Source organism: Sulfurospirillum sp. MES, assembly GCF_000789415.1.
In the GTDB taxonomy this organism is placed as follows: domain Bacteria; phylum Campylobacterota; class Campylobacteria; order Campylobacterales; family Sulfurospirillaceae; genus Sulfurospirillum; species Sulfurospirillum cavolei.
Window position 1 is genome coordinate 25077 of the sequence record NZ_JSEC01000005.1, and the last position, 25941, is coordinate 51017.

The 25941-nt window shown below is 43.5% G+C and carries 31 protein-coding genes; 21 read left to right on the plus strand and 10 right to left on the minus strand.

Annotated elements, in window-relative coordinates:
* Window positions 1-55: 55 nt before the first annotated feature.
* A complete protein-coding gene (locus tag OA34_RS13695) occupies window positions 56-226 on the plus strand; it encodes a symporter small accessory protein (protein WP_197051073.1) in 171 nt (56 codons plus the stop codon).
* Entirely contained in the window at window positions 223-1863 is a 1641-nt protein-coding gene (locus tag OA34_RS08480) for a sodium:solute symporter family protein (protein WP_039674383.1), read from the plus strand. Before OA34_RS13695 ends, OA34_RS08480 begins: the two co-directional genes overlap by 4 nt.
* Window positions 1864-1880: 17 nt before the next feature.
* Here the strand turns inward: OA34_RS08480 and OA34_RS08485 are convergent, their stop codons facing one another.
* Genes OA34_RS08485 through flaG form a run of 4 tightly spaced genes read right to left on the minus strand, consistent with a single transcriptional unit; the run spans window position 1881 to window position 4582 of the window.
* Window positions 1881-2138: a hypothetical protein gene (locus OA34_RS08485; protein ID WP_039674385.1), complete on the minus strand. Its 258-nt coding sequence runs from the start codon at window positions 2136-2138 to the stop codon at window positions 1881-1883.
* Window positions 2125-2502: a flagellar export chaperone FliS gene (fliS, locus tag OA34_RS08490; RefSeq protein WP_039674387.1), complete on the minus strand. Its 378-nt coding sequence runs from the start codon at window positions 2500-2502 to the stop codon at window positions 2125-2127. The genes OA34_RS08485 and fliS overlap by 14 nt, the downstream gene beginning before the upstream one ends.
* Window positions 2503-2521: 19 nt before the next feature.
* Complete coding sequence (fliD, locus tag OA34_RS08495; RefSeq protein WP_039674389.1) at window positions 2522-4210, minus strand: flagellar filament capping protein FliD; 1689 nt, start codon at window positions 4208-4210, stop codon at window positions 2522-2524.
* A 3-nt stretch (window positions 4211-4213) separates the two neighbouring features.
* On the minus strand, window positions 4214-4582 hold the full coding sequence (gene flaG, locus OA34_RS08500; protein ID WP_039674391.1) for a flagella length regulator FlaG: 369 nt from the start codon (window positions 4580-4582) through the stop codon (window positions 4214-4216).
* A 126-nt stretch (window positions 4583-4708) separates the two neighbouring features.
* On the opposite strand from flaG, the gene OA34_RS08505 reads away from it, so the two are divergent.
* Genes OA34_RS08505 through OA34_RS08590 form a run of 18 tightly spaced genes read left to right on the plus strand, consistent with a single transcriptional unit; the run spans window position 4709 to window position 19315 of the window.
* Window positions 4709-5074 carry a hypothetical protein gene (locus tag OA34_RS08505; RefSeq protein WP_039674393.1) on the plus strand — a complete coding sequence of 122 codons (366 nt, stop codon included), beginning with the start codon at window positions 4709-4711 and terminating at the stop codon, window positions 5072-5074.
* Window positions 5064-5639, plus strand: coding sequence for a 16S rRNA (guanine(966)-N(2))-methyltransferase RsmD (gene rsmD / locus OA34_RS08510; protein ID WP_039674394.1), 576 nt, complete (start codon window positions 5064-5066; stop codon window positions 5637-5639). Before OA34_RS08505 ends, rsmD begins: the two co-directional genes overlap by 11 nt.
* 58 nt (window positions 5640-5697) lie before the next feature.
* Window positions 5698-6750, plus strand: coding sequence for a flagellar basal body P-ring protein FlgI (locus OA34_RS08515; protein WP_173636957.1), 1053 nt, complete (start codon window positions 5698-5700; stop codon window positions 6748-6750).
* A complete protein-coding gene (locus OA34_RS08520) occupies window positions 6747-7073 on the plus strand; it encodes a rod-binding protein (protein WP_370695872.1) in 327 nt (108 codons plus the stop codon). The genes OA34_RS08515 and OA34_RS08520 overlap by 4 nt, the downstream gene beginning before the upstream one ends.
* Window positions 7074-7133: 60 nt before the next feature.
* Window positions 7134-7334, plus strand: coding sequence for a flagellar biosynthesis anti-sigma factor FlgM (locus tag OA34_RS08525; RefSeq protein WP_039674396.1), 201 nt, complete (start codon window positions 7134-7136; stop codon window positions 7332-7334).
* 26 nt (window positions 7335-7360) lie between these two features.
* Complete coding sequence (locus OA34_RS08530; RefSeq protein ID WP_039674398.1) at window positions 7361-7789, plus strand: hypothetical protein; 429 nt, start codon at window positions 7361-7363, stop codon at window positions 7787-7789.
* A gap of 2 nt (window positions 7790-7791) precedes the next feature.
* Complete coding sequence (flgK, locus tag OA34_RS08535) at window positions 7792-9636, plus strand: flagellar hook-associated protein FlgK (RefSeq protein WP_039674401.1); 1845 nt, start codon at window positions 7792-7794, stop codon at window positions 9634-9636.
* Complete coding sequence (locus tag OA34_RS08540) at window positions 9636-10448, plus strand: ABC transporter permease (RefSeq protein WP_039674403.1); 813 nt, start codon at window positions 9636-9638, stop codon at window positions 10446-10448. Before flgK ends, OA34_RS08540 begins: the two co-directional genes overlap by 1 nt.
* On the plus strand, window positions 10441-11193 hold the full coding sequence (locus OA34_RS08545; RefSeq protein WP_286682939.1) for a TIGR02757 family protein: 753 nt from the start codon (window positions 10441-10443) through the stop codon (window positions 11191-11193). Before OA34_RS08540 ends, OA34_RS08545 begins: the two co-directional genes overlap by 8 nt.
* Window positions 11194-11208: 15 nt before the next feature.
* On the plus strand, window positions 11209-12930 hold the full coding sequence (locus OA34_RS08550) for a SulP family inorganic anion transporter (protein WP_039674405.1): 1722 nt from the start codon (window positions 11209-11211) through the stop codon (window positions 12928-12930).
* A complete protein-coding gene (locus tag OA34_RS08555) occupies window positions 12906-13112 on the plus strand; it encodes a 2-hydroxymuconate tautomerase family protein (RefSeq protein ID WP_039674406.1) in 207 nt (68 codons plus the stop codon). The genes OA34_RS08550 and OA34_RS08555 overlap by 25 nt, the downstream gene beginning before the upstream one ends.
* Before the next feature lie 59 nt (window positions 13113-13171).
* Window positions 13172-13849 carry a F0F1 ATP synthase subunit A gene (locus tag OA34_RS08560; RefSeq protein WP_039674407.1) on the plus strand — a complete coding sequence of 226 codons (678 nt, stop codon included), beginning with the start codon at window positions 13172-13174 and terminating at the stop codon, window positions 13847-13849.
* Complete coding sequence (locus tag OA34_RS08565) at window positions 13836-14129, plus strand: hypothetical protein (RefSeq protein ID WP_039674408.1); 294 nt, start codon at window positions 13836-13838, stop codon at window positions 14127-14129. The genes OA34_RS08560 and OA34_RS08565 overlap by 14 nt, the downstream gene beginning before the upstream one ends.
* Window positions 14104-14661, plus strand: a complete 558-nt coding sequence (locus OA34_RS08570; protein ID WP_039674409.1) for a thiamine phosphate synthase — start codon at window positions 14104-14106, stop codon at window positions 14659-14661. Before OA34_RS08565 ends, OA34_RS08570 begins: the two co-directional genes overlap by 26 nt.
* Before the next feature lie 17 nt (window positions 14662-14678).
* Window positions 14679-16106 carry an Asp-tRNA(Asn)/Glu-tRNA(Gln) amidotransferase subunit GatB gene (gene gatB / locus OA34_RS08575; protein ID WP_039674410.1) on the plus strand — a complete coding sequence of 476 codons (1428 nt, stop codon included), beginning with the start codon at window positions 14679-14681 and terminating at the stop codon, window positions 16104-16106.
* 14 nt (window positions 16107-16120) lie between these two features.
* Window positions 16121-17008 (plus strand): NAD(P)H-dependent glycerol-3-phosphate dehydrogenase, encoded by an 888-nt coding sequence (locus tag OA34_RS08580; protein WP_039674411.1) that lies wholly within the window; start codon window positions 16121-16123, stop codon window positions 17006-17008.
* Window positions 17008-18099, plus strand: a complete 1092-nt coding sequence (locus OA34_RS08585) for a glycoside hydrolase family 3 N-terminal domain-containing protein (RefSeq protein ID WP_039674412.1) — start codon at window positions 17008-17010, stop codon at window positions 18097-18099. The genes OA34_RS08580 and OA34_RS08585 overlap by 1 nt, the downstream gene beginning before the upstream one ends.
* Before the next feature lie 31 nt (window positions 18100-18130).
* A complete protein-coding gene (locus tag OA34_RS08590; RefSeq protein ID WP_254376132.1) occupies window positions 18131-19315 on the plus strand; it encodes an amidohydrolase family protein in 1185 nt (394 codons plus the stop codon).
* Between the two features lie 15 nt (window positions 19316-19330).
* Here the strand turns inward: OA34_RS08590 and truA are convergent, their stop codons facing one another.
* Genes truA through glmU form a run of 6 tightly spaced genes read right to left on the minus strand, consistent with a single transcriptional unit; the run spans window position 19331 to window position 25046 of the window.
* Window positions 19331-20062 (minus strand): tRNA pseudouridine(38-40) synthase TruA, encoded by a 732-nt coding sequence (gene truA, locus OA34_RS08595; RefSeq protein ID WP_039674414.1) that lies wholly within the window; start codon window positions 20060-20062, stop codon window positions 19331-19333.
* A 6-nt stretch (window positions 20063-20068) separates the two neighbouring features.
* A complete protein-coding gene (locus OA34_RS08600) occupies window positions 20069-21097 on the minus strand; it encodes an LptF/LptG family permease (RefSeq protein ID WP_039674415.1) in 1029 nt (342 codons plus the stop codon).
* Window positions 21090-21818 carry a prepilin peptidase gene (locus tag OA34_RS08605; RefSeq protein WP_039674416.1) on the minus strand — a complete coding sequence of 243 codons (729 nt, stop codon included), beginning with the start codon at window positions 21816-21818 and terminating at the stop codon, window positions 21090-21092. The genes OA34_RS08600 and OA34_RS08605 overlap by 8 nt, the downstream gene beginning before the upstream one ends.
* A 6-nt stretch (window positions 21819-21824) precedes the next feature.
* Window positions 21825-22544: a hypothetical protein gene (locus tag OA34_RS08610; protein ID WP_039674417.1), complete on the minus strand. Its 720-nt coding sequence runs from the start codon at window positions 22542-22544 to the stop codon at window positions 21825-21827.
* A complete protein-coding gene (gene coaBC / locus OA34_RS08615; RefSeq protein WP_039674418.1) occupies window positions 22541-23752 on the minus strand; it encodes a bifunctional phosphopantothenoylcysteine decarboxylase/phosphopantothenate--cysteine ligase CoaBC in 1212 nt (403 codons plus the stop codon). The genes OA34_RS08610 and coaBC overlap by 4 nt, the downstream gene beginning before the upstream one ends.
* Entirely contained in the window at window positions 23745-25046 is a 1302-nt protein-coding gene (gene glmU / locus OA34_RS08620; protein ID WP_039674419.1) for a bifunctional UDP-N-acetylglucosamine diphosphorylase/glucosamine-1-phosphate N-acetyltransferase GlmU, read from the minus strand. The genes coaBC and glmU overlap by 8 nt, the downstream gene beginning before the upstream one ends.
* 125 nt (window positions 25047-25171) lie before the next feature.
* On the opposite strand from glmU, the gene fliP reads away from it, so the two are divergent.
* The gene (gene fliP / locus OA34_RS08625; protein ID WP_286682951.1) at window positions 25172-25900 is read left to right on the plus strand and encodes a flagellar type III secretion system pore protein FliP; all 729 of its coding nucleotides are present in this window, start codon (window positions 25172-25174) and stop codon (window positions 25898-25900) included.
* The last annotated feature ends 41 nt before the right edge of the window (window positions 25901-25941 follow it).

The following is a 25941-nucleotide window of genomic DNA, read 5'->3' on the forward strand; positions in this document are numbered from 1 at the left end:
AGTTTCATTAAAGTATTTTATATTACTTTAAGGAACATTAAAAGGAGAGACGGGCATGAATACATTTGATCTAGGGATTGGAGCGGCATTTTGGCTGATGAATGCGAGCGCACTTTTGTGCGTGATTTACGGTGTCATCAACTGGAATAAAGACAAAGAAGAGAAGGTGCTAAACACCAAGTCTTGGGAAAAAGACGAAGCGAAAATGACGAAGGATTTGGGATGAATCTGATCGAAAATATCGTCATTATCGTCTATCTCGCGGTACTGGCATACTTAGGCTATGTGGGCTACAAACAGACCAAAAGTTCGGCGGATTATCTCATCGCTGGAGGAGATACGCACCCGTTTGTCATGGCACTGAGTTACGGAGCAACCTTTATCTCCACCGCGGCGATCGTGGGATTTGGCGGCGTGGCGGCGTGGCTGGGTAATTCGCTGTTGTGGTTAACCTTTTGTAACATCTTCATCGGCGTCTTTATCGCGTTTGTTTTTCTGGGCAATCCAACGCGAAAAATGGGCATTCGTCTTAATGCACACACTTTTCCTGAACTCTTAGGACGACGTTTTAATTCTAAGTTTATTCAGGTATTTGGCGGTATTTTAATCACGGTTTTTATGCCGTTGTACACTTCAGCGGTGCTCATCGGCGGGACGGAATTTTTAGTGGCGTATTTTCATGTTGATTACCATATCGCACTTTTAGTCATGTCGGTGATTGTAACGGGCTATGTATTAGCAGGCGGATTAAAAGGGGTTATGTTAACCGATGCGCTTCAAGGGGTCATTATGTTCGTGGCGATGATCATCTTGATGGTGATGGTCTTTGATGCCGTTGGTGGTATGGACGCGGGTCTTTCAAAACTCGATATGGTGTGGGATAAAACCGTCGCACCGCTTTTACATGTAAATATCAAAGAGCTCGCCGCGGGAAGTCCTGATTTTTTGATGAAACTCTCGATGAACTGGGGATTTCAAGGCTGGAATAAGATGCCCGTTTTTCTCTCCGAGGGATGGCTTTTTATCATCACGACCATTGCGATGGGCGTGGGTGTAGGTGTTTTGGCGCAACCGCAGTTGGTAGTGCGTTTTATGACCGTAAAAAGCAAAAATGAGTTGAACCGCGCTGTTTTGATCGGTGGCGTTTTTATCATCGCGATGACGGGTATTATCTATCTGGTGGGTTCGGTTACGAACGTGTGGTATTATGAGTTTAACGAGGGCAAAAACGCACTTCAAAGCACGGGTGGTATCGGAAAGGTGATTCCTCATTTTATCAACGCCGCGATGCCTAAATGGTTTGCGTTTATCTTTTTATTTGCCCTAATTTCAGCGGCGATGAGTACGCTTTCAAGTCAATTTCATGCGATGGGAACGGCGATTGGCCGTGATGTTTTTGAACAGCTTGCGGGCAAGAACAATCCCAATTCTCTGCTCATTACGCGCGTAGGTATCATCGTCATGATCGTGATCTCGGTCTCTTTAGCCTATGTGTTTGACAAACAACCTGCCATCATCGCACGCAGTACGGCGATTTTCTTTGCGTTGTGTGCGAGCATCTTTTTACCGACCTATTTTGGTGGGCTTTTTTGGAAACGCATGACCAAAAAAGGAGCCATCGCTTCGATGATTGTAGGAACGGTGGTAACGACGTTTTGGTTGTTGTTTGTGCACTTTCAAGAAGCCAAACAGCTAGGTGTTGCAAAAATGCTTTTTGGGGTGGATTCGCTCTTAAGCGGCAAAATCATCTTTGTCGATGCGATGATGATCGCTCTGCCACTTTCGGCACTGACCGCGGTGGTTGTCTCTTTGATGACAAAGCCTGAGAGTGCTACGTTGATTAAAAAGTGTTTTGAAGACTAAAAAGAAGGAGGGTAGTTTTACCCTCTGTACTCTTTTTCGTAGGATGATAATATTTCTGAAGAAGCGATGAAATCGCGTGTTTTTTTAAGTTTTTGCATCGCCTCTTGTATGCCACGACGTTCATCTTGCATATACGTTAAGGCTTCTTGAATCAACGCTTGTGCACACTGCATCTCTTCACGAGTAGTAAATTGCGGCATTCGCGCGAGCAATCGTTCTATCTCATGATCGTTTTTTGAAACCAAGGCTACCGTAAAATCGTTATTCCATGACATTTTCAGTTTCGTCTTTCCACGCATCTAAAAGGCCGCGTGCTACATTCATGACTTGATCTAATTTTTCGGTATCGTTATTTAAATTGGCTTCCGAAAGCAATTTTAACTGATACGTATAAAGACCTTGTAGATAGTACGCAACTCGACCGTTATCGTAATTAAGTGAATGAATTAACTCTGCGAAGATAGCGGAAGTACGGTTAATCCAATAGGTTCGTTTCTCGATATTTCCGTCTTCTATGGCTCTTTTTGCTTGAGAAGCAAAGCGTAAAATACCTTCGTATAGCATTTTTATCAACTTTTCAGGTGATTCTATCGAGACGTTATTTTGTGAGTAAGTTGAGTATGCTAGATTGGAGTACATTCTATTTTCCTTAAATAAATTAATTTTGTGACGTGTAAGATTGTTTGATCATTAGCGATAAAGAGTCAAAACTTGTTTGAAGTTGATTGATAATCCTATCGTACTCGACAAAACGTTTTGCCATCAAGTCGTATTTCTTATCCAAATTCGTGACGGTTTTTTCACGTTCGGTAGTCAGCGATTTTTTCTCCGTCGTTAAACTTGTTTTATAAAGCGACAAAATACCGTCTTTACTATTGGTATAAGAGTTTAAGAGCGTATTAAACGAGGTAAAAACACCTTCCTTGGTTTCGCTTTGCGCATAAGCCGTCGTCGGTTGTAATCCTAAAGATGCCAGCTTAGTTTTATCGCCCGTAATTTCGATGTCCAAACCTTGAATCGTGCTTTTGAGGTAGATATTATTATTGCTACCCAATGTCGCTTCGATTCCCGAAATGCCTGCTTTATTAATCGCCGTTTGTAAGGCCGTAAGATTTTCGGCCGCCGTGGCACCTGCGGATGTGGAAAACGTGACGGAAGTTCCGTTGATTTTAAATTCGTCCGTAGCGATATTCAGAGCATCGGAAGCAACGGGAGTTCCGATGTATTGCGTCGTTTTGTACGTGGTTGAACCTCTAAAATACTCTTGAAGTTCGGCAGGGTCTTCTTTCAATTTTTTATCAAATACCGATGAGTCAAATTCAAGCTGTCCGTCGGTATTTAATTCGAGTCCGTAGTCTGCCAAGCTTCTACCTTCAGAATCGACGCTTAAAACTTGTTTGCGTACTTCTCGGCTTAATGCCGTAATTTGGCTAACACCTTGGAATGTTCCGGCGGTTTTCGTATCGATATCGTATTTTGTCAGTTCCGTGAGTTGCGACATTAAACTATTATACGAAGAGACGAGGGATTCAACGGTTTTTTTCAGTTCGCTGGAATCTTGCGTAATCGATACGGTTGTATTTTTGCCCGTTTCTTGCGTCTCGTTTAGCGTAACGCTAACGCCTTTAATCAGATCGTCAAACGTGTTGGTCGCGCGTGAAATTGCCACTCCGTTATACGTGAAAGAAGCATCCGTTGCTTCTTGCAAATGGTTGGCTGCCGTGCTAAAGCCTAAATCCGCACTGGTCGTACCCGTTGAGGAAAGTGTTATGGCATTATCTTTTCCCGTCGTATCCGATTTGATAACCAAACGATACGGTTCGGTGCCTCCGACATTCAAAATAGAAGCCGTTACCTTGTCTCCCGCTTTATCGTTAATCATATCTTTAAGTTCAGATAATGTTGTCGTCGCGGTTACGTTGAAATCGTAACTTTTACCGTTAATTTCGAGCGTTAACGTATCGTCGGCCGAAGCAAACGTAGCGGTTTGAGACGTGTATGTCTTGGACTGATAAACGTCTTGTTTCGCTAGAGTTGTGACATGCAACGAAAAATCTTGAACGTCTGTACCCGATTGCGCCGTAATTGAAACGGCACTGTTAGAAACGGTGGTACTTCTTTTCAAATACGTCATTTCACTTGCAAGCGAGTTTGTCGATGTTTCTAACGTCGTTACCAACGAAGTTAATGAAGTTAAATCGGTTTGTTTAGTCGTATTGGTCGTTATTTTTTTATCAATAGGATCCAATTGCGCTTTTTCATCAACGGTACGTAATTGATCAATCGTATCGTAACTGAGAGCACCGTCGCTTCCGAGCCCGAGTGAGCTTAAGCTTGAAGTTGCCATCTACTATCCTTTTTTATCAAAAATCATTCCTACGATTTCTTTCATTTTTGCCGACAAGTTCATCGCTTCTTCCGTCGGAAACTTGCGAATCAGTTTTCCGGTGCTTTTTTCCATGACGTTGACATACATAATATCGATTTTATCGTTAAAACCGAATTTGAGATTGGTGTCAAGCATATCCATTTGCTCGTTCAATTCTTTAACCGTTTTTTCAAGGGAGGCTTTGACGTCTTTCGTTTGATCTTTTTGATTGTCTGGATTGGCGTCGGTTGTTTCACTGTAGTGTTCTACTTGCTTGGTCGGCATAACATTTGCCGATTTGGGCGTAGTAGTAGCTTCAACATGTTTGCTGGTCGCGCTAAAAATATCCATGATAGCTTTCCTTACTCCGTAAGTTGTTTATTTCCTATTGACCTAAATCGGCACATCTTTTTTTTTGTTTAACTCTTTAAGAGATTGTGTGTTATATTTCGCGATATTGTATCTTAAAGGGAGCCGATGAAGATTGCCGTCGTATGTCAGTCGCTTTTACTCAGCCGTGCGCTTAAGTCGTTTTTGGGCGATGCTATTGTTGCGTATAAACAATGTGATTTCGTCATTAGCGACAAAAAAATCGAACTTGATAAACCGGTTTTTTATATTGCCCCCTCCGATGGAAATTTAAATATACCGTTTTCAAAATCGACGCTTTTGTTAGAGCTTGATAAATTTTTCCAACATCTTTTAATGGTGCAAAACAGTATGGACGGTCTGATAAGCGACTTACCTAAAAGCACCTATGCCCTTGAAGAAAAGATTACGGCATTGACCGATCAATTTAGAGCAGATTTGATTCAAACGATTCGGAGTTATTATGGTAACTAAACCTTTATATACGACGATTAGCACGGGAAAATATAAAGGAAAAAAGCTTGAATTGCCCTCTTTAGAGAGCACTCGTAGTACCAAAGCGATTTTAAAAGGCTCGTTGTTCGATACGCTACAATACGAAGTCATGGATACGACGTTTGTCGAAGTTTTCGGAGGAAGCGGTTCTATCGGGCTTGAAGCACTCAGCCGAGGTGCCGATCATGCTTACTTTATCGAAAAAGAGCACGATGCCGCCCGCATTTTAAAGCGTAATTGTAAAGCGATCGACGAGACGCATACGACAGTTCTGTGCGGAGATAGTTTTACGCTCTTACCCACACTCTTTTCTACGTTACGTACGCCGACCTATTTTTATTTCGATCCTCCGTTTTCAATTCGTGAAGGGATGGAAGAGGTGTATCAAAATACGCTTCGCTTAATCGCTTCGTTACCGCAAGACAAAACGATAGCCGCGATCGTAGAACATATGAGTGCGGAAGTCTTACCTGAAACGATCGGCTCATATACCCTGCAAAAAACAAAAAAATTCGGAAAAAGTTCCCTCTCGTATTACCGATAAATCTTTGGAACGCGAATTGCTTTACACTTAGCAAGAATGCTACATGTAAAGGGAATAAATGAAAATTATCAACATCTCATTGGTAATTGTTTCCATCGTATCGTCGCTTTTCGCTGAAAGGCTCGGAGATGTCGCCAACGTCATCGGCGTGCGCGAAAACCAACTGATCGGTTACGGTTTGGTCGTGGGATTAAACGGAACGGGGGACGGTTCTTCTTCGGAATTTACGCTTCGCTCTTTGTCGAATCTTTTACAGACCGTGAACGTTAAAATCGATCCGGCGGATATTAAATCTAAAAACATCGCCGCCGTTGTGGTTACCGCAAAATTGCCCGCTTTTGCGCGTCAAGGCGATAAAATCGATGTCTCGGTCTCGTCTATCGGCGATGCCAAATCTTTGCAAGGCGGCAATCTCTTGCTAACGCCTCTTAAAGGCGTCGACGGTAAAATCTACTCTCTTGCGCAAGGTTCGCTTACGATCGGCGGTATGAACGGCAAAGAAAAAGGACAGGTCAATCATCCGGCATCGGCAAATATTTTCGGCGGAGCTCTCGTGGAGCGCGAAATCGAATTTGACTTACACGAACAAGAATTTATCAACCTTTCGTTAAAAGAAGCAAATTTTAATACGGCGGTATCCGTTCAAAACGAACTCAATCGTGCCTTCGGTAAAAAAATAGCCGTAGCAACCGATTCTCGAACGATTCGTTTGATGAAGCCCGCGAATTATACGTCTGTCGAGTTTTTGGCCAAAACGCTGGATACGCAAGTTAAATACGAACGCGAAGATAAAATTATTATCGACGAGCGTACGGGTACAATCGTTTCGGGCGTTAATATTAAAGTCGATCCCGTCGTCATTACCCACGGCGATATTACGATCAAAATCGAAGCAAACGATAACGTACCAAGCGATAAAAACGTTGATATCGGCGGTAATGTTCAAATAGCCGCAAGCGAAAACCGCATTAAAATGCAAGAAGAGAGCATGACCGTTGCCAACGTGGCGCGAGCACTCAATAAATTGGGTGCGAAACCCAAAGATATTATCTCGATTTTTGAAAATATCAAACGCTCCGGTGCCATTACGGCACAACTGGTGGTCATATGATGAGCAGCAACGATACTTCGCTTGCATTGATGAATGCAAATTACGCATCTTTACCGACGACGAATATTAAAACGGATTCGGCGACAAGCCATACGTCTCAAAGCGATGCTTTGCTGAAAGAACAAACCGATAAATTTGAAGCTTTTTTCCTTAAGCAAATTTTAGACATCGCTACGGACACGGAGGAACAAGATCCGCTTTTCCCCAAAGATGCCGGAGATAAAATTTATCGATCGATGTATAACGATACGATGAGTTCGGCACTCAGCGGCGGACTCGGAATTAGTCAGATGCTTTTTAATTATTTGAAAGAAGGGCGTTAAAGTTTTATTGTTTTAGACGATATAGGGTTAACACAAACGTTAAACTATAAAGGGTCTCAAATGATTTCAACCGTTCAAGCGTCCAATGCGGCGTATGTACAAGGCAGTGCATTCAAAGACGACACCGTAAAGAGTGCCGAAAAAACCGAAAAAAGCGAAGGCATAGACAAACTTTCTACGCTTAAAGCCGAGATCGAAGATGGAACGTATAAGGTCGATCTGAAAAAAACGGCAAAAGCGATTACGGAAGAGTTGTTCTAAGTCCTTTCTATATCAAAGGATAAAAAATGTTAACTCACTATCTACAAAATGCGATCAAAGATATTGAAAACCTGATAGAACAAACGGAAAAGGACATTGCCGATATCAAGGTTGCCAAACATATGAATGTTTTTGAACGTGCTAAAATTAAAGAAGATTTACTTCACTCTTTTGAACATAAAAAATCACTGTTAGATAATGAGTTAATGAAAATGCTGAAAGAAAGCGGACAAAAATCGCTTGAAGAGCTTCTAAACGCCGAGCAAAAACAACTTTTAGCGTATATGAAAACCAAATTGTCCGAGCTTAAAACATGCAATAAGCAGTATGCGCGTTACGTTGTGACCGTTAGCCAGTTTTACAATGTTCTGCTGGACAGTATTTTCCCGCGAGAAATGGACGGTTATACCGCTTCGAATCATAAGCCGGCTTCTTTACTCAAAGTAAGGGCTTAAAGATGAGCCTATTTAGCACGCTCAATACCGGCAAAACGGCATTAAACGCTTCGCAAATCGCTATTGCGACGACCAGCCAAAATATTTCCAATGCCGACAATGATTCGTATACGCGTCAACGTGTTTCGTTTGCGGCAAGTACGCCTCTTTATACGCAAGGCGTTAGCATAGGTAGCGGTGTTTCCGTTACTTCGATCGTACGTATTCATGATGAGTTTGTCTACTCTAAACTTCGCGATTCTTCCTCGAGTCTCTCTTACGATACGTTTGCGACTAAAACTTTGCAAGAAACGGCAAAATATTTCCCTGATTTAAGCGATTCGGGATTGGCGCAAGATTTAACGAACTATTTTACGGAATGGAGTAATTTAGCTTCTAATACGACGGAAGGTTCACAAAAAATCGCATTGATCCAAAAAAGCGTTACATTGACGACCAATATCCAATCGACGAGGGATTCGTTAAGAAATTTGCAAGACTCCATGAATACGCAATTAAAAACGGCCGTCGACGAATTGAATAGCCTTGGAAGTCAAATTGCCGATTTGAATAAACAAATCGGTATCGTCGAAGCAACCAAGGGAACATATGCCAATGATTTACGAGATCAACGCGATAAATTGGAATTGACGCTCTCTAAGTTGGTCAATATATCCGTTTTTAAAGGCAATATTACGAGTGATACGACCGTAGATGCCAATATGACCGATACGGGAAAGGAATATTATCTCAATATATCGGGTGCCTCGTTTGTAGACGGACCTACGTTTCATCCGATCGTTATCGATAACTCTTCCAACGAAAGCAGTTATTACTCCATCTCTTCGCAAATGCAAGACGGTAGTCTTTACGACTTGACGACACAGTTATCCGGAGGTAAAATCGGTGCTATTTTGGATTTAAGAGGGCGTGTAATCGATAAAAGCATCAACGGCGGATACCCGCAAGACGGTATTTTACAAGGCTATATAGATGATTTAGATAGTTTTGCTCAGACTTTTATTACGGAAACCAACAATATTTATGCTCAAAGTGCCCAAAAACGTATGGATAGTCCATCTTTATCGCTGAAAGGCAATGAGTCGCTGAAAAACGTTTACAATAATATGAACGACGGGTCGATGGACGTCATCGTTTACGATACCAACGGAAAAGAAGTGGCACGTAAAACACTCACGATTAACGGTATGACGACGATGAACGACGATACGTTTTCACAAAGTATCTTAACGCAATTTAACAGTGATACGGACGACAATCAAGACAACAACGCGCTTAATGACGTCAGCGACTATTTTAAAGCAGAGTTTATGGACAACGGCTCTTTTTCTATTAGTCCCACTTCTTTGAATAACGGTTATACGGTTGCCGTTAAAGACAACGGTAGTAATTTTCCGGGTATTATCGGAGTGAGCCAGTTTTTAACGGGTAGCGACGCTTCGAATATTAACGTCAAAACGGAATATAAAGAAAACCCTTCCGCGGTTCAAGGATACGGAGCTCCCGTTTACGGAAATCATAGTGTTGCGAACAGTATGCTTCAGCTTCAATATACGTCGTTAAATTTTTACCATAAAGACGGCTCGATCTCTCAGGGTACGATACAAGGGCAATACAGCGCGTTTACGGCGAAGATTGCTACGGATGCTTCCGCGGCAAAAAGTCAATATGACACCAATGAAGCTTTAAATGCAACGATTACTTCCGAATTTCAATCGATTAGCGGTGTTAACACGGAAGAAGAGCTGATCGATTTGATGCAATACCAAAAATCGTTCGCAGCGGCGGCTAAAATTATTACGACAATCGATCAAATGTTAGACACGCTCTTAGGAATTAAATCCTAGTGAAACGCTTTCCTTACGCGAGCACCTGTTTATTGGTGCTCATTTTCTTTTTATGCTTCGGTGCGCCTTTTTTCTATCATGTTTCGCCTTACGATCTCCATCCCGACGCCATTTTGCTAGCACCCGATTGTGAGCATCTTTTGGGAACCGATCGCTTAGGGCGCGATCTTTTAGCCCGTTTAATGCTCGGCGGTCAAATTTCGCTTTTAATCGGACTCGGTAGTGCTTTTATTGCAAGTGTCATCGGCTTGATGATCGGCATTAGTGCGGGGTTTTTTCAAAAAGGCGTCGATCGTTTGGTTATTATCGTGATCGATCTTTTTTTAACGTTTCCGACTTTTTTCTTACTCTTGGCGTTGATTAGTTATATGAACGCGTCGGTGTGGATACTTGTTGTGATTATCTCGGTGACGGGATGGATGGGAATGGCGCGTATGATTCGAAGCGAGAGCTTTGCGATTTCCAATGCGCCGTTTATCAAAATTTTACAACTCTCACATGTAGGAACGTTTAAAATTATTTTTAAATATTTCGCTCCTTTACTTGCACCTATCTTTTTCATCAGTTTTACTTTCGGCGTTAGCGGCGCGATACTTTCCGAAAGCGGATTGAGTTTCTTGGGAATCGGCATTATGCCGCCTCAAATCAGTTGGGGCGTTATTTTAAGCGAAGGGCGCGACGTTATCGACATTGCGTGGTGGTTGAGCTTTTTTCCCGGTCTTTTGATCTTTTTAGTGACGTTTTCTTTGCTTCAACTTTCCGACTACCTTCAAGAAAAAAGTAACGAAAAAGAGGCTTTACGCGATGCATAAAAGCATTGCTGATCGTTTACGCGAAGAAGCTTTTAAACGCAATTGCACTTTAGAATTATCCGCTTCCAAACCCGATCCTTTAATGGTCGCTTCGCGGTATAAAGACGAATACGTCGCTTTGGTTTGTGCGCTTTTTGCTTACGGAAATGCCCAAGCAATCGTTCGTTTTTTAGAGTGTTTGGACTTTAGCCTTTTGGAAAAAAGTGAATCGCATATTGTCGAGGCTTTGCAATCTTCGTATTACCGTTTTCAAAACAGTCTTGATATTCAAGCGTTTTTTATAACGCTCAAACGCCTCAAAGAGACGCACGGAAGTTTGGAAAAACTTTTTTTATGCGGATATCATAAAAAGCAAAATGTTATGGACGGAATTGCCGTACTGATCGACATGTTATACGCTTCTAATCCGTATCGTTCAAAAGGGTATCAGTTTCTCTTAGGTACAATTCCTTCATCTAACCCGACTTCCGCTTACAAACGTTGGCATATGTATTTACGTTGGATGGTTCGCTGCGACGCATTGGATTTGGGCTTGTGGAACGAGGTTCGTCCTCAAGACCTTTTGATGCCCTTAGATACGCATACGTTTCGCGTCGGTCGAAAATTAGGGTTGATTACGCGTAAAACATACGATTTTAAAGCGGTTCTCGAGCTGACCGATGCCTTAAAAACACTTGATCCTAGCGATCCCGTCAAATTCGATTTTGCCCTGTATCGCTTAGGTCAGGAGAAACAAATACTCTAGAGAAAGGCGGTTTTGATGAATGTAAAAAATTGGCTTCCTAGAAGCTATACGCTTTTAAAGGAAGGGTACACTTTCGCACACTTTTCTTCGGACGTGCTTGCGGGAGCGACGGTGGCGATTATTGCCTTACCTTTGGCGATGGCGTTTGCGATTGCCAGCGGCGTAAGTCCCGAACGCGGTCTTTTTACAGCGATCGTTGCGGGGTTTATTATCTCCTTACTCGGAGGAAGCAGGTATCAGATTGGAGGTCCTACGGGGGCTTTTGTTGTGGTACTTTATGCGGTGATTCTAAAACACGGCTACGACGGTTTGGTAATTGCGACGTTTTTAGCCGGTGGAATGCTTGTTTTAATGGGTGTTTTTAAACTCGGCAATATCATTAAGTTTATTCCTTATCCCGTAACGGTGGGATTTACAAGCGGTATCGCTTTGATTATTTTTTCATCGCAAATCAAAGATTTTTTAGGCTTGCCGATTGCAAAAATGCCGGCGGAATTTACCGATCAATGGGTTTTGTATTCGCACGAAGCGTTACATGTGAATTATTACGCACTGGCTATAGGACTGATCAGCATTGCGATGTTAATTAAACTTCGCCACCGTTTTCCGCGCGTTCCCGCTCCGATGCTAGTCATTGTTTTTGCTTCGTTTGCGGTTTGGTGGTTTAATATACCGGTTGAAACGATAGGATCGAAATTCGGATCGTTACCTTCGACGCTTCCGTCACCTTCGATTCCCGCTTTTTCGCTGGAAAAAATTCGCGCCGTTTTCCCCGATGCTATTACGATAGCGATTTTAGGGGCAATCGAGTCTTTACTTTCGTGTGTCGTTGCAGACGGTATGACGGGCGATCATCACCATTCCAACAAGGAGCTGATCGCTCAAGGCATCGCTAACATCGGGTCGGTGCTATTCGGCGGTATTGCAGCGACGGGTGCGATTGCTCGAACGGCAACCAATATTAAATCGGGCGCATACGGTCCAGTTTCGGGTATGTTACACGCGTTGATGTTATTGATCTTTATGTTTTTGTTTTCAAAATTGATTTTATTAATTCCCTTGGCGGCGTTGGCGGCAATTTTAGTGGTCGTTGCATGGAATATGAGCGAATTCCACCATTTTAAAGCGATTGCACTCAAGTCGGAACGAAATGACGTCGTCGTACTTTTAATGACTTTCTTTTTGACCGTTTTTATCGATTTGAACACCGGCGTACAAACGGGCATTATGTTGGCGGGTCTTTTATTTATCAAGCGTATGATTGACGTGACGGGGATTATCGACACGAAAGAGAGTGTGGTTATGCCTTTTGACGAAACCGACGAGCCGATTGACGAAACCGACATTCATGCGATCAGTAATAAAATCGTCCCGCAAGGCGTCGAAGTGTATGAAATTAACGGTCCTTTCTTCTTTGGCGTCGCCGATCGTTTGAAAAATATTTTGGGCGAATTGGAAGATGCCCCAAAAGTGTTTATTTTGCGAATGCGTCATGTTCCTATGATCGATGCGACGGGATTACATGCTTTGGAAGAATTTTTAGAGCTGTGTCAAAGCAACGGAACGGTTCTTGTACTCTCCGGCGTCAACGAGCGTATTAAACATAAAATGGAACGCCTCGGTTTTGATAAAAACGTCGGACAAGAAAACATTACCGATCATATCGATACGGCACTCCTTCGTGCCGATCGACTACTCAATCAGGAGATGCCATGCCCTACGTCAATATCAAAATAACCAAAGAAGGTGCCAGCAAAGAGCAAAAAGAAAAACTCATTGCGGGCGTGACCGATTTATTGGTTGACGTGTTAGGTAAAAATCGTTCGACGACCGTCGTCGTTATCGATGAAGTCGATACCGACAATTGGGGTATCGGCGGTGAACAAGTCACAAAGCTTCGCCAAAAAGCGAAGTCTTAATGAATGATTAAATGATTTATCGATACAATCACGCAAATAATAATTAAAGGAACGGTGTAATGGGTGAAATTTTTACCTTTGTAGGCTTAATCAGTCACGACCATAACTTTCTTTTCGTATCCCACATTCTTTTGGTAGCATTGATCGTCTTGGGACTCGCCAAAATGGCAACGTCTAAGATGCAATTGGTCCCAAGCGGCGTACAAAACGTTATGGAAGCATATCTTGTAGGCGTTATCTCTATGGGTAGAGACGTCATCGGAGAAGAGTTATCTCGCAAATATTTACCGCTTGTAGCAACCATCGGTTTGGTCGTTTTTGTTGCCAATATGATCGGTATCGTTCCCGGTTTTGAAGCACCTTCAAGCAGTCTAAACATGACATTGGCATTGGCGTTAATGGTTTTTGTTTATTATAATTTTGAAGGTATCCGCGTCAACGGCGTCGTTCACTATTTCGCACATTTTATGGGACCGGTCAAACTTTTGGCTCCGTTAATGTTTCCTATCGAAATCGTTTCGCATTTTTCGCGTATTATTTCCCTTTCCTTCCGACTTTTCGGTAACATCAAAGGCGAAGATATTTTTTTGGCGGTAGTTTTAATGCTTGCCCCTTGGGTTGCTCCGCTTCCCGCATATGCGCTTTTAACGTTTTCCGCACTTTTGCAAACGTTTATTTTTATGATCTTAACGTACGTTTATCTTGCAGGTGCGGTCTTGATCAGTGAAGAACACTAAAGATTTCTCGCGTTTTGAAAAACTGCTGAGCTTTTTGCAAGGTGCCTCTTGGGCTCTTGCAATTGCCGGCGGGACTTACTTCTTTTTACTCTTCTTACCTTTCGGATGGATCGTCGCTTGCGTGATCGGGCTTTTTTGTTTTCTCTTCGGAGCACTTTTTGTGGTTGTTTTTGAAGTGGCGTCTTTACAGATTGCAAAATTTTCGGAAGCGCAAAAGCAAACGGCTTTATTGCAACGCTGGATCGACACAAACGATGCTCAAACGCTATCTGATCACTGATCCACTTTATTACACTTCCGATGCGCAAATCTGTGCGCAAAAACTTCGTGACATTACGCAAAAACACCGTGTCGATTATATCTGTTTACGCGATAAACATGTTGTCGATTATGCAGTGTTTGCTACGGAGGTTCTTGCCTTTCTTCCGCAAAATTTACATAAAAACGTCCTTCTTCACGGCGATTATCGCTTAGCTCATCGTTTAGGCGTTTTAGGCGTACATTTGCCCTCAAATGCGTTACATGTCGTTGAAGAGGCTAAAGCTTTAGGACTTTTTGTCGTGGTCAGTACGCATACCTTACGCGAAGCGGAAGAGGCACAAAAAAACGGTGCCGATGCGTTGACGTTTAGTCCCATCTTCGAATCCCCCGGCAAAGGAAAGCCCGTAGGTTTAGAGAAGTTAAAAGAAATAAATGATAAAATCTCTCTCAAATGTTTCGCGCTTGGAGGTATCGTCAAACCTGCGCATGTCAAGGCGTGTGAAGCACTTGGGGTGTACGGAATTGCTTCTATCCGCTTGTTTTTAGATTAATCCGCAAAGGCTTATTAATGGAATTTGAAGTTGTTATAGGACTTGAGGTTCATGCTCAGTTAAATACGAAAACCAAAATTTTTTGCAGTTGTCCGACCAGTTTCGGCGATGAACCCAATACTAACGTGTGCGAGGTCTGCTTAGGCCTTCCGGGAGCTTTGCCCGTTTTAAATAAAGAGGCGGTGAAAAAAGCCATTGCGCTTGGAACGGCCATCAACGCAACGATCAATCGAAAATCTATTTTTAACCGTAAAAACTATTTTTATCCCGATTTACCCAAAGGGTATCAAATCAGCCAGTTTGAAATACCTATCGTCGAAGCAGGCGAGATTTATATCGATTTTGAAGACGGAACGAAAAAACGCATCGGAGTTACGCGCGCGCATCTCGAAGAAGACGCGGGAAAAAATATTCACCACGGCAACGTCTCACATGTCGATCTTAACCGTGCCGGAACACCGCTGTTAGAGATCGTCAGCGAACCGGATATGCGCAGTAGCGAAGAGGCGGTTTTATACCTTAAAAAGCTTCATGCTATTTTGCGTTACCTCGACATTAGCGACGCGAACATGCAAGAGGGAAGTTTTCGTTGCGACGCAAACGTTTCGATTCGCCCGAAAGGCGATACGAAGCTTTATACGAGGGCGGAGATTAAGAACCTAAACTCGTTTAAATTCATCCAAAAAGCCATCGATTACGAAGTAGAGCGTCAAAGTGCGGCATGGGAAGACGGCGTATACGAGCAAGAAGTCGTCCAAGAGACGCGGCTTTTCGACATCGATAAAAATGAAACACGCAGCATGCGCTCCAAAGAAGACAGTGCGGAGTATCGCTATTTCCCCGATCCGGATTTATTACCGGTCATGATTCCCGAAGATATGTTAGCCCAGTGTATTCAAATCCCTGAATTACCTGATGAAAAAAGAGATCGTTTCGTAACGGAGTACGGCATCAAGGCGTACGATGCAAACGTGATTACCGCAAGCGTCGAGACGGCACGCTTTTTTGAAACGATGATCGAACACGGTGCGAGTCCGAAAAACAGCGTGACGTGGCTAAGCGTCGAGCTTCAAGGTCGTTTAGGAAACGGTGTGACGATTGTGAATTCACCGGTTGACGCCGCGACGTTGGCATTACTCGTTAAACGTATTGAAGATGCTACGATTAGCGGTAAAGCCGCCAAAGAGGTTTTGGACTATTTAATGCAAAATCGCATCGGCGTTGATGAAGCGATTGCAACGCTAGGCTTACGACAAATGAGCGATGAGGGCGCGCTGGTAGCGATCATCGATGCGATTATTGCCGCAAACGGCGATAAAGTCGCCGAATACAAAGCGGGTAAAGAGAAGCTTTTTGCTTTTTTTGTCGGTCAAGCGATGAAAGAGAGCAAAGGAACGGCCAATCCTTCCAAAGTCAACGAGCTTTTAAAAGCCAGACTTCACTAACGCAAAGGTTTTTTGTGAGTATAGCGGTCATTGGAGCGGGAAAATGGGGGCAAGCGCTTCAGTTTGCCATTTCCCGTAATGTTACATGTAAGATTACGTCGCGACACGCAAAAGCCGTTGAAAATTTTGTAGGACTTGAAGAAGCCCTTCAAAGCGACTATCTCATTTTTGCTTTACCGGCGCAAGTCGTGCGAAGTTGGTTGGAAGAGCATTTTCGCTTTTCGGGGCAAAAAATTTTGGTTGCCGCAAAAGGAATCGAACAAGGAAGCGGAAAATTTTTAAATGAAATTTTTGCACAGTACGTACCCGAAACCCATCTGGCATTTCTTTCCGGTCCTTCGTTTGCTTCAGAAGTGATGCAAGCTCTCCCCACGGCGGTCGTCGTCAATGCTTCCAATGAAAGCCTTGCCAAAGAGTTTTGCGCATTTTTCCCTTCGTTTATCAAAACCTATATTTCGCAAGACGTCATCGGCGCGGAAGTTTGCGGTGCCTATAAAAACGTTTTGGCGATTGCTAGCGGTATTTGCGACGGATTAAAACTCGGCAATAATGCACGGGCGAGCTTAATTGCCAGAGGCTTGGTAGAGATGCAACGCTTCGGTCATTTTTTCGGTGCAAAAGAAGCGACGTTTTTGGGGCTTAGCGGTGCGGGCGATCTTTTTTTAACGGCTTCGAGTACGCTTTCGCGTAATTACCGCGTCGGTCTTTTTTTAGCGCAAGGCAAAGCTTTAGACGCGATTTTGGAAGAATTAGGCGAAGTGGCGGAGGGTGTTTATACCTCTGAAGCCGTTTTCGAGCTTTCAGCAAAACACGCTATTTATACGCCTATTGCTCATGAAATTGCTTTGATCTTAAAGGGAAAGGCTCCCAAACAAAGCGTGAAAGATTTATTGGCGGATTGATGAAACGAATTTTTTTACTGACGGCATTGTGCCTTAGTCTTGCCTGTGCGAAAAGCACGTCGTTGGAAGAGATGATTGCCCAAATGATCGTGATCGGATTTGACGGAACGAAAGAGAGCGATAAGTGGGTTGAACAAGTCGCGAAAGATATTAAACGCGAAAAAATAGGCGGTGTTTTTTTAACGGAAAAAAATATCCAAAATGTTGTCCAGTTGAAAAAATTGACCGATTATCTCAAAGCGCAAGCCCCGGCAGATGCGGCTTTGATCGTTGCGGTTGAACATGACGGGAGCGATGCAAATCTCTTTTCTCTCAAAAAAGGATTTGCTCCCGCATACGGTGCCAATGAAATCGCAACGAGTAAAGACGTGAACGAAACCGCCTCGATTTACGACGCCATGTGCTCTTCTATGGCAAAAGGCGGCGTAAACGTCAATTTAGCTCCCGTACTCGATTTACAACGTAAAATCGCCGGTAACGCTAAAGAGTCGGAGCGTTCTTATGCTTCTTACGAAGAGATCGTTACCACGTATGCCCTTTTATTTATCGATGCGATGTATCGAAACGGTATGACGCCTGTCGTTAAGTATTTTCCCTATGCGGGAGCCAATTTATGGGATGATTTTTCAAGCCGTGCGGATGCTTCGGCTTCATGGCGATTTGAGCAACTCAAACCCTATTACGATCTCATTGCCTACGATAAAATCGATGCGGTTTTGATGTCGCATGCCAAAATTAACGATTTAGACCCGAAAGAGCCTTCTCTTTTTTCAAAAACGATCATTCAAAACTTACTGCGCGATAAGATGCACTTCAAAGGCGTTGTTTTCGTGCATAATTTACGTACCGACTCTTTGCCTAATACGCTTGATTTTAAACAGCGCGTTATTCGAAGCGTACAAGCCGGCGGCGATATTCTTGTTTTTACCAATTATTTTGCCGATAATGCCAGTATGCCCTTTACGGTTCAAAAAATTCTATTAGATGCCGTTCGTAGCGGAGAAATTTCGCAAGCTAGCATCGAGCAATCTTACGCACGCATCTTGACGTTTAAAAAAAATCTATCCAAGCGAGGAAGCTATGCTTATTAAAAACGCACGAATTCACGAAAAAAGACAAGACGTGTTGATTCAGGACAACAAGATCGTTGCGATCGGAGAAAACCTTAACGCTCCTTCGCATGAGGAGGTTTTAGAGGCTAACGGCATGGTTTTGCTTCCGGGGATGATCGATCTGAACGTACGTTTTTCCAATAGCATTCTCAACCAAGACCATATCGACAAGCTCGCACAAAGTTGCCTTAAAGGCGGTGTAACGACGGCGGTGGTGATGTCGGATTTTACGCCTCGTTTGGAGAGTGCGACGCTTTTAGAGTTGGTAAAATTTAAAATTGATCAAGCTAAAGTCAATATTGTGATGAGCGCTCCTTTGGCGGACCAAAAAGAAGACCAATTGCACAATATTGCCACGTTGCTCAATAACGGAGCTTCGGCGATTTTGGCCGATTCGCACCGTAACGCTAATTTGCTTCGCCGCGGGATGCAATACGCTACGATGAAAGACAAACCGGTTTTCGTACAGTGTTACGAGCCGAATCTTGACGATAACGGATTGATGAACGACGGATGCATAGCTTCAACACTAGGACTTTCGGGAATTTCGAAGATTTCCGAAACGGCCGAAGTGGCGAAAGTCTGTGAAATGGCACTTTTTTACGGTGCCAACGTCGTTTTAAAATCACTTTCGACGAAGCGTTCTTTGGAGATAGCCCAAGCGCATAAAAAAGCATGCCCTTCTTCTCTTTTTACCGAAGTTTCGATTCATCATCTGTCCAAAAACGATGCAAGTTGTGACGGCTTTAATACCTATGCCAAATTGATGCCTCCATTGCGCGAAGAAGACGAAAGAATCGCCCTAATCGATGCTTTGAAAACGGGAATGATTGATTGCGTCACCTCTTCGCACTCTCCTAAATCGATTTTGTATAAAGACGTCGCGTTTGAGGATGCGGAGTTCGGTATCGGATCGATTGAAGAATTTTTAACGTTGGCGTATACGTTTTTAGTCAAAAACGGCACGATCGATTTGCAAACGCTTGAAACGTTGTGTGCACGCAATCCGGCAATGATTTTAGGCTTAGAGCATAAAGGAAAAATTGAAGAAGGATGCGATGCGGACGTCGTTTTGTTTGATCCTAACCATACTTATACCGTGACGAACAAACACTCTTTATACTACGGCGATACGTTATACGGTCGAGTCGCCAAAGTGATCGTCGGCGGAAAACTTTTGTTTGAAAACGAATAAGCTTCGACACAACTTCTAATAATAAATACGCGAGAGGTAAAGCCCGCAGGCGGGAGCTAGCGTTGAGCTGATCTTCTTGCGTTTATCCCGCTGTGCGATTAAATCTTCAGGCGACAAAGAACCGCTCTCGACTTTTAAGAGCATATCGGTCATCATACGAATTTGAGATCGTAAAAAAGCGTCGCCTAAAAAGTAAAGAATGATTTTTTTTTGATAACGATAAGCTCCGGCTTTAAAAATAGTACGCTCTTCTCCCGTCGTTCCGCCTCCGGTTTTTTTAAAAAAACCGAACGCGTGTTTTCCTTCAAAAAGCTTGGCAAGCGTATCGAGTTTTGCAACGTCGAGAGAGCTTACATGTAAAGCGTAAGCACTTAAAAAAGGCTGGTACACTCCCTCGTACATAATATAGCGATAAAGCCTTTTTTGGGCGTCGAAGCGGGCATTAAAACATTCGTCTACCGGCTCAATTTTTTTGACATAAGAATGAGGCATTAAAGAACGGTTCAAATAATGACGTAATTTTGCCAGATCATTCCAAGGTTCCGGAACGTCAAAATGCACGACTTGTGCTAAGGCGTGTACACCCGTATCCGTGCGTCCGCTTGCAACGGGGGTTGAGTCGATATGAAGACGATTTAGGGCTTCCTCCAGCGTACCGGCAACGGTTTTCACGTCGGCGTCTAAGGGCTGTTTTTGCAAGCCGTTAAAAGCACTTCCGTCGTAGCTGAGGGTTACTTTAACACGCATATCGGTTTAAAAAACACGGCGAATACGTTTTTGATAGAGCAAGTATGAAGCGATCATCGTGATTGCAAAAACGATTAACGGCGCATATTGCGGTAGTTTTGAAGAAAAAACCGTCGTAAGCGTCAAATAAAACGCAAGGCACAAAAAGATACCCACGTAAATACTCTCTTTATTATAACGATACGTCACGATGCCGATGCTCATCGCGATCATCGTCGAGGCAATCGGGAAGAGGGCGACGGTAAGGAAAAAGGATAAATCGTAAGCGCGTTTCCAGTTGACGAAAACGTCGTTCCAATACTCCTTAACCGTTTGTATCGCCCCGACGGCCGTTTTAGGTTGGCTATTGATATACATCGTTTCAAAATCGGTTTGTCCGATACCGTCTTTTTGAAATTCAAAGACTTTGCCCGCATCAAGATGCAAACGTAATATACCGCTATCATTATTGATCGTAGCGGCATTGGCTAGAATCAATTGCTCTTTATCCTCTTGCTTTTCGGGATTGTGGTAAAGCGTGATGCCTTCGTACTGCTTGGCATTGTCGCTGTGCTCGATGTAGACAAGCCAGTCTGAAAATTTTTGTCCAAATTCATTGGCTTTGATATTAAATTTGGCTTCGGCTTTTTTATATTCGATAAAATTGCTGTTAAGCTGTTTTGAAATCGGTACGAGAACCATAATATCCATCAAAAGAATGACGGAAAGCCCCGTTGCTAAGCTCATAAAAAGACGCGTAATTTTTTTAGGATCATATCCGAGTGTGAAGAGCACAATCGTTTCGTTCTCTTTTGAGAGGTTGTACAAAGAGATGCTTAAAGCAATGAAAAAGGTAATCGGAAGCGTATAAACCAGCGTTTTGGGTAGAAGATAGATGTAAAGCGTTCCGAGTTCCCAAAAATTCATCGTAATAATAGCCGTTAAGGCGGTTATTTTAATGAAAAAAACAATCGACGTGATAAAAAACAGAATAAAAAAAAGTGCGCTAAAGAGTTCTAAAAAGTGTTTCAAGAGATAAAAAGATGCTTTATTCATACCAATGTTCCATAAACGTTAAAATAGGTTGATCGAAAATCCATGCAATCAAAAGTCCCAAAGATAAAAATGGGATAAAAGGCAGTTCATAGCCTCTTTGACGTAAAAGTATAAACGCGACTAAGGCGATGAGTGCGGCAAGGTAAATTGCGGCAAATCCTAGCGTGATACCCAATATCGCTCCGATAATGCCGGCGATGATACTGTCGGCTTCACCCATCGCCTCTTTACGGGAAATCGCCGAGACGCTTAAACGAAGCAGCGCAAAAGCTCCTAAAAAGACCAATCCGTCTTGAAGGGATTCCAAGGGCAATCGGTACAAAAACGAAAGAAATAACGCCGGAAGCGACAAGGCGTCGGGTATGGCTTTGTAGCGCATATCGATGATGCTGAGCGCGAGCAAAAGAGAAAAAATCGTTCCTAAAAGCAAGGCTTGCGGCCACGTAGAGACGCGCCATGCAACGAGCAGGTAACACAGTGCGCATGCCGCTTCGACGAGCGGATATTGTTTGGAAATAGGCGTACGGCAAAAAGCACATTTCCCTTTAAGTCCTAGCCACGAAATCAAGGGGATATTGTGATACCATTTGAGCGGATGAAGACAATGCGGACAATGCGATGAGGGAAGTGCGATGCTTTCGTTTTTCGGCAAACGCAAAATAACGACGTTTAAAAACGAGCCGATGCACGCTCCAAAAATTCCTATCGCCAAAAAATACATACCCTATTAGCCTTTAATGTCTAAAATGACGTCTGCGGAATCAAACAGAGGTTTAATCTCTCGTTCCAAACGTATCTGTGTAATCATACCCAATTTTGCTTGCTCTTTTTGTAAATAGTAGAGACTCTTCTCATACATGACGCAAAGTTCGAGTTGACGGTTGCTCCAAGTTCCGCGCAAGGGTCCTAAGTGCTCCAACGCCATATAAAACGATACGTCGTGCGTATCAAAAAGGGAGAATTGTATCATATGTTTTTGTTCACTCCAAAGCAAGGGGAGGTGAACGACGTATTTGGAAAGGGCTAAGAGCATATAACCGTAGGTCTGAAAAAGCGTTTTGTCCTGCTCTTCGCGTGCAAGATTATCGAGTAAGAAAGTTTTAAAAAGCGTTGTGTTAAAGCCTTCATCATTGCAAAAGAGCTCAATTTCCAAAGGCGTGAAGAGCGCATCGTCGAAAAGAGAAGGTTGCGGATACAGATGCGAAATCGTCAAAATACCGCCCTTGCCCTCGGAAAAATTCGCCCAATATTTTTTACCCGCGATCAGTTCTTTTTGACTTTTGGTCGTTAGCTCTTTTCGTCCGACTCGAAGGCGGTATCGCAAAGGGTCGATCTTTTTGAGCACTTCGATCGTCACCGGAAGATTGGCGTTAAAATTAACGCTTGAAGAAGACGTTTTGGCGATGTCCGAGCTAAGACCGGAGAGCTTTCGAAGCGTAGAGATCATAAGGTTTGCGCAAGTGTGATAATCTGCTCGGCAATCTCGAATTTACTTCGAAGCGGTAAGTGAACGATAGCGTCTAAGCCGATAAAATACACTTCGTTTTGGTTAGAACCGAAACGGTTTTGCTCTTTGACGATATTTAAACAAACGCCGTTTAGCCCTTTTTTCTCTAGCATCGTTTGGGCGTTTTGAAGAGCGTTTTCTTCGTCCGTCTCCGCTTTAAAGCCGACGACGACCCAACCGGTTTTATCCAATTCGCTTAAGATGTCGACGTTACGTTTTAATTTCAAGCAATACGATTCGCCCAAAGTCTCTTTTTTGAGTTTTCCGTGATGAACGTGTTCGGGCAGATAATCGCTAATAGCGGCGGTCATAAAAAGATAAGGCGTTTTTTCGGCATTTTGGCATAAACGCATTTGTGCCTCCAAAGTTGTGCGAAGCTCGTGCGAACTGCTGACATGTAAGGTGGAGATCGCTTTAAATTCGGGTGCTTCACCGCCGGTAATCAGCGTAACGTTTGCGCCTTTAAGGTAAGCAACCGTCGCTAATGCCAAGGCTTGTTTGCCGCTGGAAAAGTTGCTAAGGCATCGAACGTCGTCAATTTTTTCGCGCGTACCTCCGCCCGTGATAATGACGTCGCGCCCTTCCCAAAACGGCTCTTTGAGAAGCACTCTAGCGGCGGCGTAGAAAATCTCTTCGACGCTTGCTAGCGCACCTACGCCCTCATCGTTGCACGCAAGCAGTTTGGATTCGGGAGCGACGATCACGTATCCGAAGTTTTGCAGTCGCTTTAAGCTCTCCTGCGTGATAGGATTGAGCATCATATGGGTATTGGCGGACGGGGCTAAGAGGATCGGTTTGGTAAACGCTATCGCCGTTTGCGTTAGGAGATTGTCGGCAATACCGTAGGAGAGTTTATTGATCGTATTGACCGAGGCGGGCGCGATGATAAACATATCTGCCCACTTCCCGATATGAATATGGCTAAGTTCTTCGCTCCAGCTTTCGGTGTCTACATGTAAGACTTTGTTTTGGCTGATCGTCTCGAAGGTGAGGGGTGAGATGAAGCGTTTGGCGTCTTCGCTCATTACGACTTTTACGTCACCGCTTGCTTTTACCAGCAGTCGAATCAACTCCAGCGTTTTGTAAATCGCGATGCTCCCCGTAACGCCGACGAGAATTTTTTTGCCGGAAAGTAAGGTATTACGCATCTTTTTTTCCGAAAAATTTGTAAAAAAATCCCTCGACGATCTTCAAGGGCTCGCGATTGATGGCAAGTGCGCCTTTGGGGATGTTTTTCGTGACCGTCGTTCCCGAAGCGATGATGACGTCGTCTTCGATCGTGACGGGTGCAACCAGTTGCGTGTCGCTTCCGACGAAGACGTTTTTGCCGATCATCGTTCGGTATTTTTTCTTGCCGTCGTAATTACATGTAATCGTACCGCAACCGATATTGGTTCCCTCGTCGATACTCGCATCGCCGAGATAGCTTAAGTGTCCGGCTTTAACCCCTTTGAGCGTTGATTTTTTGACTTCGACGAAGTTGCCGATATGCGTATTTTCGATTAAAGAGTCGGGACGGATGCGTGCCATCGGACCGATATCGGAGTTTTTCAGGGTACTTTTTTCGATGATACTGTGCGCCTTCACGTGGACGTTTTCTAACGAAGTGCCTTTTAAAAGCGTTACGCCGTTTTCGAGGATACATTCGCCCTTGAGTTCGACGTCCGCTTCGATGTAGATCGTCTCGGGTAATCGCATGATAACGCCTTGCTCCATAAAGCGACGTTTGATCCGTCGTTGCATGATCTCTTCGGCTTGGGAAAGGTGGTATTTGGAATTGACGCCCATGTAGGTTTCTTCATCGACGAGGAGGGCTTTTACGCCTTTTCGATCACGGTGTGCAAAAGCGATTAAGTCGGTGAGATAATACTCTTTTTGCTTGTTTTGGTTATCAAGACGCGGTAAATATTCGCGTAAAAATGTGGATTTGAAGAGGTAAACGCCCGCATTAACCGCAGTAATCTTTTTTTCTTCGTCGCTTGCGTCCTTTTCTTCAACGATTTTCTCGACGTCGGCACGATCGTTCATCACGACTCTGCCGTATCCGAAAGGCTCTTTCGCGCAAAAACTGCTCATTACCACATCGGCGTCTATCTCTAAAAAACGTTGCATGTCGCTTGCTTCCAAAAGCGGCATATCGCCGCTTAAAACAAGCAATCGATCGTATTTTGGAGTAACGCCCATAATCGCTCCGCCCGTACCGGGAAAGTTTTCGTGATCTTGAATGACGTAACGGATACCTTGAAAATAGGTGTTCATTTGCTCTTGAACGCGGTCGGCTTGATGGTATAAAACGACATGGATATCGTCGCTGATTTTTTGTGCCTCTTTGATAGAATGGTAAAGCATCTCAAAACCGCTAATCGTATGGAGAACTTTGGGAAGAGCGGATTTCATGCGGGTGCCGAGACCTGCCGCCATAATTGCGATCGAAATATTCATACGGATGTTCCTAAGAAGATGAAATGAAGGTCATTTTAACGAAAAGTTGTTTAAAAATTAAATGCTTTTTAACGCAAAACCGACTAGAATGATGCATTATTTTATGAGGATAGCCGTTGAAAACAGTGATACGAGTCGTTTTAATCTTGATATTAGGATGTGCAAGCTTTGCCGCCGATACGATTCCGACCGTCAATCTCTCTTTAAGCGCGCCCAACTCTCCGCAGCAATTGGTCACAAGCCTCAATCTTGTTTTAGTCTTAACGATTCTCGTCTTAGCTCCGTCGTTAATTTTTATGATGACGAGCTTCTTGCGTTTGACCATCGTTTTTTCGTTTTTACGTCAAGCTTTAGGAACGCAACAACTTCCGCCGACACAGGTACTGGTTTCTTTGGCGATGGTACTGACGTTTTTCATTATGGAACCGGTCGCCAAAGAGTCATACAACGTTGGAATTAAGCCGTATCTGGAAGAAAAAATGAGCTATCAAGAGGCGTTTGAAAAAGGAGCCGCTCCGTTTAAAGCCTTTATGGTACGCAATACGCGTGAAAAAGATTTGGCACTTTTTTTTCGTATTCGACAATTGGAAAATCCCAAAAATATCGAAGATATTCCCTTAACGATCGCCGTTTCCGCCTTTATGATTAGCGAAATGAAAACGGCGTTTGAAATCGGCTTTTTACTCTATTTGCCGTTTTTAGTAATCGATATGGTCGTCAGTTCGGTGTTAATGGCAATGGGTATGATGATGCTGCCGCCGGCGATGATCTCTTTGCCGTTTAAATTGCTGATTTTCGTATTGGTCGACGGCTGGAACTTACTCGTCGGTAAAATGGTCGAAAGCTTTCATTAAACGAAACATTCTTACAGAACTTTGACACGTCTTTGAAGCAA

Bases quoted from the DNA above. Each gene is read 5' to 3' on its own strand.
- OA34_RS13695 (WP_197051073.1), top strand. From the start codon at position 56: ATGAATACATTTGATCTAGGGATTGGAGCGGCATTTTGGCTGATGAAT.
- OA34_RS08480 (WP_039674383.1), top strand. From the start codon at position 223: ATGAATCTGATCGAAAATATCGTCATTATCGTCTATCTCGCGGTACTG.
- OA34_RS08485 (WP_039674385.1), bottom strand. From the start codon at position 2,138: ATGTCATGGAATAACGATTTTACGGTAGCCTTGGTTTCAAAAAACGAT.
- fliS (WP_039674387.1), bottom strand. From the start codon at position 2,502: ATGTACTCCAATCTAGCATACTCAACTTACTCACAAAATAACGTCTCG.
- fliD (WP_039674389.1), bottom strand. From the start codon at position 4,210: ATGGCAACTTCAAGCTTAAGCTCACTCGGGCTCGGAAGCGACGGTGCT.
- flaG (WP_039674391.1), bottom strand. From the start codon at position 4,582: ATGGATATTTTTAGCGCGACCAGCAAACATGTTGAAGCTACTACTACG.
- OA34_RS08505 (WP_039674393.1), top strand. From the start codon at position 4,709: ATGAAGATTGCCGTCGTATGTCAGTCGCTTTTACTCAGCCGTGCGCTT.
- rsmD (WP_039674394.1), top strand. From the start codon at position 5,064: ATGGTAACTAAACCTTTATATACGACGATTAGCACGGGAAAATATAAA.
- OA34_RS08515 (WP_173636957.1), top strand. From the start codon at position 5,698: ATGAAAATTATCAACATCTCATTGGTAATTGTTTCCATCGTATCGTCG.
- OA34_RS08520 (WP_370695872.1), top strand. From the start codon at position 6,747: ATGATGAGCAGCAACGATACTTCGCTTGCATTGATGAATGCAAATTAC.
- OA34_RS08525 (WP_039674396.1), top strand. From the start codon at position 7,134: ATGATTTCAACCGTTCAAGCGTCCAATGCGGCGTATGTACAAGGCAGT.
- OA34_RS08530 (WP_039674398.1), top strand. From the start codon at position 7,361: ATGTTAACTCACTATCTACAAAATGCGATCAAAGATATTGAAAACCTG.
- flgK (WP_039674401.1), top strand. From the start codon at position 7,792: ATGAGCCTATTTAGCACGCTCAATACCGGCAAAACGGCATTAAACGCT.
- OA34_RS08545 (WP_286682939.1), top strand. From the start codon at position 10,441: ATGCATAAAAGCATTGCTGATCGTTTACGCGAAGAAGCTTTTAAACGC.
- OA34_RS08550 (WP_039674405.1), top strand. From the start codon at position 11,209: ATGAATGTAAAAAATTGGCTTCCTAGAAGCTATACGCTTTTAAAGGAA.
- OA34_RS08555 (WP_039674406.1), top strand. From the start codon at position 12,906: ATGCCCTACGTCAATATCAAAATAACCAAAGAAGGTGCCAGCAAAGAG.
- OA34_RS08560 (WP_039674407.1), top strand. From the start codon at position 13,172: ATGGGTGAAATTTTTACCTTTGTAGGCTTAATCAGTCACGACCATAAC.
- OA34_RS08570 (WP_039674409.1), top strand. From the start codon at position 14,104: ATGCTCAAACGCTATCTGATCACTGATCCACTTTATTACACTTCCGAT.
- gatB (WP_039674410.1), top strand. From the start codon at position 14,679: ATGGAATTTGAAGTTGTTATAGGACTTGAGGTTCATGCTCAGTTAAAT.
- OA34_RS08585 (WP_039674412.1), top strand. From the start codon at position 17,008: ATGAAACGAATTTTTTTACTGACGGCATTGTGCCTTAGTCTTGCCTGT.
- truA (WP_039674414.1), bottom strand. From the start codon at position 20,062: ATGCGTGTTAAAGTAACCCTCAGCTACGACGGAAGTGCTTTTAACGGC.
- OA34_RS08600 (WP_039674415.1), bottom strand. From the start codon at position 21,097: ATGAATAAAGCATCTTTTTATCTCTTGAAACACTTTTTAGAACTCTTT.
- OA34_RS08605 (WP_039674416.1), bottom strand. From the start codon at position 21,818: ATGTATTTTTTGGCGATAGGAATTTTTGGAGCGTGCATCGGCTCGTTT.
- OA34_RS08610 (WP_039674417.1), bottom strand. From the start codon at position 22,544: ATGATCTCTACGCTTCGAAAGCTCTCCGGTCTTAGCTCGGACATCGCC.
- coaBC (WP_039674418.1), bottom strand. From the start codon at position 23,752: ATGCGTAATACCTTACTTTCCGGCAAAAAAATTCTCGTCGGCGTTACG.
- glmU (WP_039674419.1), bottom strand. From the start codon at position 25,046: ATGAATATTTCGATCGCAATTATGGCGGCAGGTCTCGGCACCCGCATG.